The sequence below is a fragment of the Verrucomicrobium sp. BvORR106 genome (genome assembly GCF_000739655.1).
Classification (GTDB): domain Bacteria; phylum Verrucomicrobiota; class Verrucomicrobiia; order Verrucomicrobiales; family Verrucomicrobiaceae; genus Verrucomicrobium.
On sequence record NZ_BATR01000075.1, the window covers coordinates 58,532 to 70,757 of the forward strand.

A 12,226-nucleotide genomic window follows, 5' to 3' on the forward strand; every position below is an offset into this window, starting at 1 on the left:
ATTGTGGATGAATTTGCTGCTGATCAGTGGGCTCGCTGGAGTTGATTGAGTTCAGCGATCTGGAGCTCTTCATTGTGAATCCATGAAATCACCACTATCTGTTGTCTTGATCAGCCAGGGAGATGCTGCGGACACCGAACCCTATGTAAAATCGCTGAAGCGGGCCTTTCTGGGGATGGATTCCCGGGACCTTAATGCGGCACCCGATTACGAATGGCTGCATCCGTTGGACTTTCGGGCATTTTCGTACACAAAAGAGAACCAGAAGAATGGTGATGAAGTGCGGAAAGTGCTCGCTCCCAACGGGGTGACTGAAGATATCGTTGGGAGTTCGGAGCGGGTGCTCGTCGTAGTATTGCTGGGAAAGGCAAATGGCGACGATGCGACGGAGTTGGCCAGCAGTTGGCGAAAACTGGCGGATGCGGAAGACCATGTTTCGGTCCTATTTGTCTCACTGTCGTCCGATCAAGTACCGGAGGCAGTGGGGGAAGCACGTTGGGGAAAGATTGAAGCGCTGGGACTGAAGGAGCTGGATGAAAGAGATCTCCGTCAGGACCTTCTGACCTTGCATACCATGCAAATGGCCATCTGTTTGCTTTTCAAGAAGGTGAGGACGGTGCCGGGGAATAGCAGGGGCGTTCGGCCGAAGCGGCCCAAGATCTTCTTTAGCCATGCGAAGAAGGACGGTGTTCCTCTGGCGAAGTCAGTCAAGAACTGGTTGAAAGGCTTGAAAGGATTCAAGTCATTCTACGACACGGACGACCTGGACTTGACTGGTGACATCAGCAAACAATTGAAAAGCGCCGTAGCGGGTTCAATTGTCGTGGCCCTGCGTACCGAAGTCTATGATTCTCGATATTGGTGTCAGAAGGAAGTTTACTGGGCAGAGATGTACAACAGGCCGCTCGTGACAGTTGATGCCCGCTGGAACGTCCAACACGGTCCTGCTGTCATTGGCCTGGACGGCAGCCCATCGGTGAGGATTCCGGATGGAAGCATCACCCGCATTCTGCTGGCGGCAATGAAGGAAGGGCTGCGCATCGGCCTTTTTGATTCCCGCGTGGAACTGGCCGCGGTTCAGAATGGCAATCGCGTCAAATACGAGAAGATATCGCGATATCCTACGCTGGCCTCACTAGCGGGAGCCATAGAACGGTTGAACAAGGGGAAAACGCGCGCACCCGGTTTTCTTGTCTATCCTAATCCGGCTCTGCCAGATGACGTGGAGATCATAGCAAAGGATGTGGCAAAAAAATGCGAGAGGGAGTGATTTTATGTTCGCTGGACGAATTCCGAATTCATGGCGGAAGGACCGGTGGAGACGATGGACGGCCATTTTGGGGGAGAAAGATCGGGATCACCTGTTCCGCGGATGAATCCGACCTGTCCCCTCTGGGATTCAGCAAGGATGCCATCAATGACTTTGTGATCGACCTGTCACGCAGAGTCATTGCCTTGGGGGGGACGGTGGTGTTGGGGCACAAATGGCACATTGGTGGGATCATGGAGGCGCTTGGGAAATTTGCCCTGGCCTACAAGGCCGTCAATGCGACACCGGAAGCCCCCATTGTTGTCAATTATCTCGCACATCCAGATGCGCCAGAGCTGTCCCAAACGGAGAAGGTGGAGCTGGGCAACTACATCAGGATTGATTCCACGGAGTGGCCTGATCATCATGACGCATCCTATCTCCCCCCAAAAGGGAAACCGGACTCAAAGAGAGCGAGGGATCTCTTTGCGAACCGTGAACGTTTGGTGGGCGAGTGTGACGCAAGGATTGTCATCGGTGGACGGCCCACCAGTTCGACGAGGTCCGTCTCTGGGGTATTGGAAGAAAGCTGGTTGGCGCTGAAGCGCGAGAAGCTGTTGATTTGTTCCACCGGCTTCAATGGCATGGCGAAAAAAATTGCCGAAACGAAATCGGGAAGAGAGGTGGTGGCGGGCACCAAGGTGAAGCGCGACCAGGATTATCTAGACGAGATGGGCGGCCTGGTGAGGAGAGCGAAAGACAAAGGTTTGTTCCTTGAAACGAAAGAGTTTGCCGTGGGTGCACTCATCAAGCTTTTGGACGAAAAACTGACTCCGGCATAGGGGAGCCGCCGGGCGGCGATCCCACCCTTGTGGTGTCATATGTTGATGCCAGCATAGCGTTCTCCGATTTGTCACGTGATGATGATGAAGGAGGGGTGCCGCCCTTGGTGCTTCCAGAGGCGGCAACGCAGTTGTGGGCGGAGCAGAAAGGGGCAATATTGGCAAAGTCAGCTTCGGGTTGGCGGAAACTCGCCAGATTGGAGCCTTTGCAAGCTGAGCGAACCGCTGATCTGGGCAATCGGCTGCATGTTTCGATTCGTGCTGACAGGCGAGATTTGCTCGATGTGCGGAAGCAATCCAGGGAAGGGGCGGTGATCGCCACCAAGACTTTTGGGAGGGAGATTGTTGAAGTGAATGCTGGTGCCGGAGAGAGCGGTGCCATGCTGCACATGGAAGACGGGGAGTTGGTCCTGGTGAGTCTCCCCCAAGGGGGAAGTGCTGGCGAAGGCAACCGAAGGCCGTCTTGATCTCGGGCGGGAAACACTCCCGTGGAATGCAGGAGTAGGACTGCTGGGCAGGGTACGGGGTGGGGAGTACATCATCGCCACATCGGATGACTGTGAGCAAGTGTTGCTCCGGCCGGACGACCCCAGATGGAGATCAAAGGTATGCGATGAGAAGGCCTATTTCGGGACTGACAGGGCTGCCACCGATCCCAGTTTGGCCATATATGATCCAGAGGAGAAAGTCCTTCTCACCCGAAGCCAGCGTTCCGATGCTCCCAATATGCTTTACTGGGCCATGTTATGGGACGTTGAGTCAGGAATTCCTCTCTCTGACCGGAAGACTTGCTTCAATGAGGATGACTTCTACAGCGGGAAAGTTGGAAACGAGTGGAGTCTAAGTGATGGGCATGCCAGCCTGGAGAAGGGGATCGTTTATCGTCCCTCTTTGGAGTCGCTCCCTGTGCTGGCAGACTACGCGGAGCAGTTGTCGGGATTGAAGCTGGATGAACATGGATTGACTGGCCGAATCGAGCCGACGCCTGAGTCTGCCTCTGCCCTGCGTGGGAAGCTGACGGAACAATGGAAGCGGCTTCCTGCGGGTAGGGGCGACAACTAGAAGCGGTGAGGCAGTAACGGCCAGCCGTGACCTCCGATGGGGCAAAAGCGATCGTCGAAACGCAGATGAAACTCGGCTACTGCCTGGCCTCGGTGATGGCGTTGATGAAGAACTCGGTCTCTTGCTTGTAGCGGGTATTCGGGTGTTTTTCAAGCAGGCTGTGAGCAGCTTCGAGGGTGTCGGACCAGAGGTGCAACCGGAAATTGGCCTGCATCCAATTACGCGTGATAATCTCGTCTTCAGGGGCGAGTTGTCTTGCCTTTCGAAGACATCGGTAGCGGCCCATGGCGTCATTTCGGATGTCACAGGAGATGGAAAGAAAATTCCAGGCTTCAAATGAGGCTGGCAACTCGCGCACGAAGATGCGGGACAGAGCTACGAGGACATCTGCATCGCGCGTGGTGGCGAGCTCCACCTTCGCATTGAGGATTTCCATGATGACGTGCTTGACGAAGTCTTCTGGTTTCCCGGGCAGTCTTTTGGAGCCATTCAACCACAAGTCTGCGGCGTGAGTTTTGGTGGCGGAGATGAATTTTTCAATGGCATCAATCTGGCCTGTGGTGTCTCCCAGCGAGTCGAAAATTTCTTGTACACCTAACGCGATGTCCAAGCGTTGAGGAAAGAGCGTCCTGGCGTTCTCCAGAATTTTGACAGCCTCCTGCCGACCTGTTGAGTCCAAGAATTTTCCACCATGCATATATCCGGCAGTGCCGAGGTGAACGCGCCCCTGTTCCCTGTCCTCTTTCGTGTCGCGGATTTCCGGGACAAAGAGGCCGGCGGGAAGATTCTCTGGCATGAAGATGACGTCCTCGCCGAGATTGTAAAACCAGTTGGCGATGGCGATATGAGCTTCCGGATCGGCGGAGTTCTTCTTCAGTAGGTCGCGAGCAAGCGGTTTGGGATCCGCTGACGGCTGTTTCTTAATCAGCTTTGACAGGGCATTGATATAGTACTCCTCGCTCTTGGCGGAGCACGGGTTGCTTCCGAGTTGGGTGAGGAGCAGGATCGCCAGGAGAATCGAGCTTCGCAATGAAGTGCTCATGATCTGCAACGGGTGAGTAGAGCTGAAGTGCGGTGTTATTCGGACGGCAGAATATCATTGGCGGGAAAGAGACTCTGGGTCTTGATTCGCACTTCCTGAAGCCGGTGCTTCAGAGGCTCGACCTGACTGACCGGGATGCCCGCACGCTCTTCGTTGTAGATGAGCTGGGTCAAACAGTAGCCGAGAAGATTGAGCGCTGCCGTGTTCCGGGGCTCCATGGCAAGTAGGTTGTCCAGACGAACGATGCTGTTGTTGTACCGTGTCCTGGCAGAAGCGAAGCCGTTGCCGCATAGGTGCATGTCTCCAGCCAGTGCCAATGCGCGGGCCAGTTCCAGCTCCCAGATCGAGGACTCCATGTTTAGTGCTTCAACGGCCGTTGCGCTGTTGTCGGCCAGGGTCGCGGCGTCGCCCACTCTGCCCAGCTCACGCAGAGTGGTGATCACCTTGCTCTGTGCAGTGGCCAAGGACATGACGAGATCTGCCCGCGCCATCATCTGTTCCTTGGGTGTCGCATCGAGCGCGGTCTTCAGACCACCTGCTATTTTTTCGATCGCCCCGAGCCGTTGGTCCAACGGCAGCAGGGCTGCCTGGCGTAGTCTCACTGATGACCACAGCTGCTGGGCTACAGGCGAGGTGGGGTCCTCTTTCACAATGCGTTCTGCCACTTGAAGTGCTTCCGCCCAATGAGGGGAAAGGGTGGGGGATGATGGCGGGGGTGTGACGGCGGCCACAGGCTGTGCTGAGGCGGCTGGCGAGGTGACAGCGGGCCGTGTTGAATCACCCTCTGATGCAGACAGCCGATAGAGGAGCCATCCGTAGCGGCGGAGGTGCCAGCCTTCTTTTTGGGACCAACCCGCCTGGCGGGCATAGTCCATGGATTTCTCAAAGTGAGCCTTTGCAGCAGCAAGATTCTTCAGCTCCAGGAAAGTCTCCCCTTCTTCATACTCCTGGACTGCTTTCAAGGAGAGTTTGCCCTCGCTAGGCGTGGTGCTTTCTGCCAGGTAGGCTTGGATGGCATTGTGGATGTTGCTCATCAGATCCAGGCGGCCCAGCGTGAGCAGGGAGAAGCGGATGTCGGTCTGCATCTTTTCCACCAGCTGCTCAGAACTGTGCTGCTCCTTCTCAGCACGAATGCGGCTCTTCTCTTCCGCTTGTCGGGCAAGAGCCTCCTTGGTGAGGGCTTGCTCCGCCGCGATCCGGGACTTCTCGGCCGCATCCCTGGCCCGGGAGGCGACCAAGGCCCAATTTACTGCGGCAGCGAGAAACGCACACAGAGCGATGACCACCCCAGTCCAGATGCGGCGGCGTAGCTTGGACACGCGAAAACTTCCTATCGTTGAGGAGAGTTTCTCGACCTCGGTTCCGGGTTGGGCCTGGCCGGGGGCACTGGGTATGGCGAGAACGTTGTCGACCAACTCACGCAGCTTTCCCTTGGAGTTCACCCAGTCGATGCCCCGGTCCAGTACGATCATGGGTCTGCGATGTTTGCGCGCCATCTCCGCCTCGAAGCACATCCAGGGGTGGTCAGCAGCACTTGGGCCGGCAATGAAAACCACATGGCGGCTCGCTCTCACCTTGGCCTCAATGGCCCGGCGTAGCTCATCGTCATGCGGCAGGTCACGCAGGTCCAGAAAACAGCGCATGGGAGGGCGCCTTTCCTTCTCTGAGCCTTGGGTGAGGGTGGCCTGTAGTGCAAGGGGATACGCACTCTGTTCATCATCCATTCTGGTATATGAGATGAAGACATCGTAGCCGTAGAGCCTCTCAATGAGATGGCCGAACGGATTCCGGGCCGCGATGGCAGCAGGTGCCGGTACGGGCTTGGTCATGATGAGATGGGTTTGGGTAGGCTGCGTTCCTCTGAAATGCCGGGCGCCGCAGAAGAGGGGAGTTGCGCGCTTCTACTGGTGCATCACGGCACGACGGTGAGCGGATAGGGGCTGTTGGGACTATACAATAAGGGATACAAAAAAACGGGAGAAAAGGCAAGAGTGCAGATGGATCGCGGTGCCCGGAGGATAGGGGGCATGGTGCCTGACAGACCACACCCTGAGACGGGGTCAAATGCTGAAGTGCGCGTGCGCCAACTTGGTGTCGGGCTGGTATCCCCGAAGCAGGAGGTGAAAGGTAATCTGGAGCGACAAAGGGATATCCAGGAGGATCGCGTATGCTTGGAGGCAAAGATTATGCCATGCGCATGTGTAATAATTTGCTTGATGAAATATCAGAGCCGCGCATGCTTGGTGGCTGCCGTCTTTATGACCTGCACCCAGTCTGACCCATGGAAAAGCAACTGTATTTTGGCCTCATCCTGTCGAATCATGAATTTGCAACACCGGAGGGGACGTACTTTTTGTCTGCGGTGGCGGAGGAGGCGGTGGCGAACGCGAGAAGTCATCCCTACGCTCCGGCCCGGGAGCGGGAGGGGCAGTACGTGGCGCTGCGGGCAGTGGTGCATGGTGGGGTGATGCTGGGCTGCTCGATCGTGGAGGCGGCACCCCCGATCACCTCCCAGCTCCTGGCACGCTTGCTGGAGCAGGAGTCTGGACTGCGGGGGCAGGTGCTGGGGCTGGTGCGAGAGGTGCGGGACGAACTGGTGGGCAAGCCTGAGCCGGTGGACGAGGTGGAGACGCCGTTGAGTGTGGCACCAAGTGGGCCGTTGCCACTGTGCGTGCTGGACATTGGCCACCACCCTGATGCTCCAGGGGCGTGCGGCGTATTGGGCGGAGTGAAGTGCTGCGAGTTTCGCTTCAATGAGGAGCTGGCGAAGATGATCCTGCCGCTGGTGAAGGAGGCGAGGGTAAGCGTCATGCATCGGGAAAGTGGCAGCGCGGCGGGCTATCGGGCCCTGCCTGCCAAGGTGAATGCGATGGAGCCGAACTTTGTGATCAGTCTGCACGCGAACGGGAACGGATCCACAGCGCACGGGAGCGAGGTGCTGTACTATGACGGGTCCACGGAGGGGAGGAAGCTGGCCACGCTGCTGCAGAGGGAGTTCCTCAAGGAACTGGGGTTGCGGGACAGGGGGCTGAAGCCGCGCACCGCAGCGGAGCGCGGCGGCTCGCAACTGGCGGGCACGAGGGCGACGATCGTGATCGGGGAGCCGTTCTTCATCACCAACGCCGCGGAGTTTGCCGCAGTGAGCGGGAAGAAGGCGGCACTGGCGCGGGCCTACGCAACAGCGATCGACGCGTATGCGGTGACGCTCTCCAACCCGCCTGTGACGCTGACCTCCGGGAGGGAGCCTGCCAGCCAGGTGGAGCCGGGGGCGAAGTTCACCTTTGTGACGGACAATCTGACGAAGGACGAGTTCCTCCAGCGCAATGACGCCGAACTGGAGAAGCTGATCGCGGCGGTCAATGTGCGGCTCCAGGGGGGATACGGGGCGAACTGCACCCGACTGACACGGGAGGATGTGTGGGTGCTGACGTATTGCGAGGCAGGCCTGCGTGACGGGAAGGTGGACCCGGACCACCGCCACTCTGAGGGGGAGCGGGGGATGCTGCCGCTGCCGAAGAATGTGCGGGACTGGAACGGGCCAGATGCGCCGGTGTGGGATCGGCCCATGCCGGTGGCACGGAATCTGGAGCACTTCTATCTGTACCTGGGCCACCTGAAGAACAAGGATCTGACAGGGGCGCCGCGCCACCTGTATGGGGGCTTGTTCAAGATCAAGGGCATCGCTGGGCACGCGGCACGGCAGGCGAAGGTGCTGGCCGGGGCGGTGCACGGTTATTTCTACAGTCCCAACTACCGTCCGGGGCCAGCCCCCTATGAGCACCTCGTCCACTGCTACCAGACGGACGTGCCGCTGGCGAAGATGATGGAGACCACGACGTATGTGCACGCTGGCACCAGCGTGATGACAGGCCGGGAGCGGAACATTGAGGTGGCACTGCAACTGGTGTGAGGGATCCTGCCGTTGGGCTGTTGGAACAAGCATGAGCAAGGACAGCAATCCAGTGGGTGGTGTCAGGCAGCCGGATGGGACGGCGGCCGGGGAGTTTTCAGCCTTTCTGAGCTACTGCACTCATCCTGACTACAAGCTGGCAAAAGCGACCAAACGCTTCTTGGAGACGTTCCACCGCTGGCCGCCGGTGCGACGGCAGTTCGCAAAGCAGGAGTGGCGCCCCATGAAGATCTGTACGGACGATGGCTCTTTCCGGAGGTCTCGTGCAGGAACGGAGACTGAGGAGATCATCAAGGCCAACATCCGGGAGATGCTGAAGAGGAGTGCCGCGCTGATCCTGCTCACCCCGGGTGATCCGACGGCGATGAAGTGGCAGGACGATGAGCTGGCTGAGTTTCAGCATCAGAATCGCGAGGCAGGTTGGGCCCGTCCTGTGTTCGTGGTCGTGACGCAGGGAGATCCCTTGTCGGAATCGAAGCCGTTCTGGACGCCGTTGCAAATCAAGGAAGGGCTGCACGAGCAGATCTACTTTGACTTCAGGGAGTGGAGGCCCAAGGAGGCGGCCCGCCAAGGGAAGGTCAGGGATATGGAAAGCGAAAGGCTGGCCCTGGCTGCGGAGGTGCTGAAACCGGAGGCGAAGCTGGCAAACGGGGGGACGCGAATGCTGACTGCGGATGAACTGGTGCCGCAGTGGTGGGCCGCGATGGCGCGGCACAGGCTGCGGCTGATCGTGAAGCTGGGGGTGGCCGCCATCGGGTTTGCGCTGCTGGCTGCGGTGGCATTGCATTTTTGGATCCGTACGAAAAAGGAGCTGGCCCGCTCGCACTTCGCACAGGCGGCGCGCTTGATGGAAGCCAACCAGTCTGGAAAGGCTCTTGGGTATCTGGCGGCAGCACTGCGGCTGGATCCCAAGTTTGAAGATGCCAGAGACCGTGCCTACAATGTGCTGGTCCAGCGGAGGTTCCTTGTACCTACGTTGCGTGAGGATGACGGTGGAGTTGGCGAAGAGGTGCTGCTGCCGGTGCGTCAGAGCAAGTCTTCCCAATCGCTGAAGGTCCAGCTTTCGAAATTGGAAGAGGGAGGTGGTGCCTCTGAGGTGGTGGGCGATCAGACGGTCGATTTTGAGACGACAGAAGGGGTGCCATGGTCGGCCCAGTCATTTGTCTACAAGCAGCCGGGCAAAGAGGCTCACCTCGTGCTCGTCGTGGCCGATGCCAGCAGCTACATGGTGCTGGCGGGCGCAGAAGGATTCACTTCAGAAGTGGCAATGCTTCCATGGCGTGCGACAGCTGCCGAGTGCCGGGCGGAGACTGTGAATGTCGCGTTCCGCAAAGTCGGGGCGGGAAATGACTGGGAGGATGCCACGCAGCGATTCCGGATGCTTGGCCCAGTTCCGGCTGCGAGCCAAGTTGGGCAGGTTGTTTCCTCGTCGAAAGTCAAAGTCACCAAAACGGAAACGATGCCGGACGTCGAATGGGTGCCCGTTGGCAAAAGGCGCAGGGAGGTCCGTTACGTATTGGGAGATCCTGGGCACTTTGAGATGCAAACGAAAGGCGGATCCGATGCGGTGCGGTTGTTCAGCCCGGATTCAAACATGTATATGCGGGTGCTTTCTCCCTCCCGCACCAAACTCGGGCTGGCGATGGAGGACGGCAGGGCTCTGGTTTTCAATCTGCTCACTCCGGGAGAAGTCATGGCGGCGCGTCCCCTGGGCCCAGGGTGTCGGAGTGTGGTCTTCGACAGAAGCGAGGGTCGGCTTGGGTGCCTTTCCGGGAAGATCTCGGGGGACGTGGACCAGCATATCGGGGTCTGGGGGCTGGAGACCAACGAGTGGCTGATGGACCCGCACCTTGTGGGGAGGGATAGCGAAGAGGTGGGCTTTACTGAAGATGGCAAGTGCATGGTGATCTGGGGTGAAGAAACCCCGGATCACCATGCCGCTGCCAATGTTCATCTGGTGCGGGTGAGCCCGGGAAGAGACAGCCGCACGCCAGACTGGTTTCTGGAAGCGATGGAGTGGATAGGTGGATACCGGGTGACAGCAAACCAGTATGCAGTGGAGCTGGACCTGCGGGAACGGGCGGATGCTCTCGACAAACTGGAGGCCCGGCTGGACAGTCTTCCGGAGAGTGAACATCTAGAACTCCTGCGCAGGCTCTGCAACAAGCTTCCGCTGGCGCAGGATCTCCCGGTTGTTCCTGATCCGCCGGAGTCCAATTGAAACGCGGATGATGCGGGATGGGGCGCGAAACAGGTTCAACCCTTGCGGGCGATCACACATTCTGTGTGACAAAAATGTAAAATTGCGTTTGACAATATTATGCGATACACCGATGCAATGGCGCAAACTCTGGTGGTCGGTCTTGGCGGGGAATACTGGGGCGGAAAGAGGCGGGATGATTGCCAGGGTGGGTCAGTGTCTCGAACACCTCAACCATTCCACTATGGCCAAGAAAGCTGCAAAACATGCCGGGCCCGCGAAGAAAACCGCCGCGGTCGCTTTAGGAAAACTTCCCGCGGGCCCCTCTAAAGATGAGGTGAAGATTCGGGTCCTCGCCAAGATTGATGTCGAGGCCGGCCGCAATCATGCGCCAGAAGGGAAGCGCACCTTTTTGAGGGCGGGCGACGAGACATTGAACCTGGAGACGGACCTCATGATCAACGGGACGCGGCGTACTGCCCTGTCGGCGGACTACACGGGCATCAGCACCAGCTATGAAGGGGGCAAGATTGTCGGGCAACTCGCCGCCAAAGGTGCAGACACTGTGAAGAAGGCGATCGCGCTGGTTCACAAGCGGGCGGGCGGCAAGTAGTGCAATACGCCCGGAGGGAAAGCCCGGGCAACGTCCAAGGCGCTCCTGACCGCGTTTCCGCGTCGAGCCCAGTTTCATCAATCCTGTTATGAAGAATTTGTTTCATCTACCCCTCACGTCCTGCTTGTTGCTGGTGCTCCAGGCATTTGGGCCCACCCGGATGGACGCTGCAGCCACGCCTGAGCAGGTGGCAGAGTCTCAGAAACTGGTGGCGGAGGAGACGGACCTCCTGGCCCGGCTGGAGGCGTTGAGGAAACGCAAAAAGGAGCTCGACACGGCGATCACCGCGGGGAAGCCGACTGTGCCGAATGGGGAGGCTGCCAGCCCGAGCCAACCCTCAGAGGTGCCGCCATTGGGGGAGGATGACTTTGGGGCGTGGTTCGCCAACTTTCGCGAAGAGTACCAGTTGAAAGTCCGTCAGAGCGTCTTTGACAAGGGTGGTCTGGAGGAGCCTGCGCTCTTCCAGTACACCATGCCGGCCAGCGGATCTGATAGCTGGCAGGCGGATGTGGGGATCAGTCTGGCGCACGACATCGGCATCGACCTTCCGGGCCGGCCCTCGTGGAGGGTTCTCGGTGACTACCACTACAACGAAGCCAAGGGTTCGTTGAAAGACACGGTGGTGGCCGCGGCGGGCCTCGACTTTCTCTTTGGCGGCGATACCGGCACCGCGCAGGCCGTCTCTCTTGAAGGGGGCTACAAGCGGGACAATCTGGTCTCTGGCGAAGGCATCACGGGCAGCCTGGTCTGGTATCCCACGGTGGAGGTACATGGCATTGGTGATTTCTGGAAGCCCTTTGGCCCTGTGACCGCCAGGCTCAAGCCCTACCTGGGGGTTGAGGGAGAGTCCGGCAATGGCGGGATCAAACGATTCCCCTCAGGAGAGCGGTGGTCCGGGAAGGCTGGCCTGTCGCTCATCGGGCTCGTGTTACCGGAACACCTTGGCAACCGGTTGGAGACTTCATTGAACTTTGGCTGGTGGTATCACTTTGCGACCTCTGGTGGCTATGATGCCTACGAGGACTCCCAGGAATACTTCAGCGCGACCATCACGTACTGGCTTGATCGTGGCAAGGAAGACGGCCAGACCCTTGCTCCAGAGGAAAAGCACTTTGGCCTGAGTGCCAAGTACTCCTACGGTGACAACCCGGCCAAAGGCGAATTTGACGCTGATGTGTGGACCTTTGGACTTTCGATCCGGTTTTAGGTGAGTGGGATCGAAGGAGCATGGGGCTGAAAGTTGCGACGGCGGCTGTGCCGCTGCGCTGCCGCCATCAGGTGGCAAAAAACTGCTCATCGAACGTGAGC

Annotated in this window: 9 protein-coding genes; 7 read left to right on the top strand and 2 right to left on the bottom strand. The window is 58.6% G+C overall.

Annotated elements, in window-relative coordinates:
* The first annotated feature begins 82 nt into the window (after positions 1–82).
* The 3 genes from BV106_RS11180 (at position 83) to BV106_RS38320 (ending at position 3,153) form a co-directional block, all read left to right on the top strand.
* Complete coding sequence (locus BV106_RS11180) at positions 83–1,270, top strand: hypothetical protein (protein WP_265595554.1); 1,188 nt, start codon at positions 83–85, stop codon at positions 1,268–1,270.
* Positions 1,255–2,091 (top strand): hypothetical protein, encoded by an 837-nt coding sequence (locus BV106_RS11185; protein WP_038164491.1) that lies wholly within the window; start codon positions 1,255–1,257, stop codon positions 2,089–2,091. The genes BV106_RS11180 and BV106_RS11185 overlap by 16 nt, the downstream gene beginning before the upstream one ends.
* Before the next feature lie 741 nt (positions 2,092–2,832).
* Positions 2,833–3,153: a hypothetical protein gene (locus BV106_RS38320; protein ID WP_265595555.1), complete on the top strand. Its 321-nt coding sequence runs from the start codon at positions 2,833–2,835 to the stop codon at positions 3,151–3,153.
* Positions 3,154–3,229: 76 nt separating this feature from the next.
* Here the strand turns inward: BV106_RS38320 and BV106_RS11200 are convergent, their stop codons facing one another.
* Together BV106_RS11200 and BV106_RS11205 are read right to left on the bottom strand one after the other, a co-directional pair.
* Positions 3,230–4,195, bottom strand: a complete 966-nt coding sequence (locus BV106_RS11200; RefSeq protein WP_038164497.1) for a hypothetical protein — start codon at positions 4,193–4,195, stop codon at positions 3,230–3,232.
* 35 nt (positions 4,196–4,230) lie between these two features.
* Entirely contained in the window at positions 4,231–6,024 is a 1,794-nt protein-coding gene (locus tag BV106_RS11205) for a toll/interleukin-1 receptor domain-containing protein (RefSeq protein WP_038164499.1), read from the bottom strand.
* Positions 6,025–6,476: 452 nt separating this feature from the next.
* Here BV106_RS11205 and BV106_RS35435 point away from each other — a divergent pair, with 452 nt between their 5' ends.
* From BV106_RS35435 to BV106_RS11225, 4 genes are all read left to right on the top strand, one after another.
* Positions 6,477–8,105, top strand: a complete 1,629-nt coding sequence (locus BV106_RS35435; RefSeq protein WP_051945650.1) for an N-acetylmuramoyl-L-alanine amidase — start codon at positions 6,477–6,479, stop codon at positions 8,103–8,105.
* 31 nt (positions 8,106–8,136) lie between these two features.
* Positions 8,137–10,326: a hypothetical protein gene (locus tag BV106_RS11215; RefSeq protein WP_038164501.1), complete on the top strand. Its 2,190-nt coding sequence runs from the start codon at positions 8,137–8,139 to the stop codon at positions 10,324–10,326.
* Between the two features lie 223 nt (positions 10,327–10,549).
* Positions 10,550–10,918 carry a hypothetical protein gene (locus tag BV106_RS11220; protein ID WP_038164502.1) on the top strand — a complete coding sequence of 123 codons (369 nt, stop codon included), beginning with the start codon at positions 10,550–10,552 and terminating at the stop codon, positions 10,916–10,918.
* An 88-nt stretch (positions 10,919–11,006) separates the two neighbouring features.
* Positions 11,007–12,125, top strand: a complete 1,119-nt coding sequence (locus tag BV106_RS11225; protein ID WP_038164504.1) for a hypothetical protein — start codon at positions 11,007–11,009, stop codon at positions 12,123–12,125.
* Positions 12,126–12,226 lie beyond the last annotated feature (101 nt).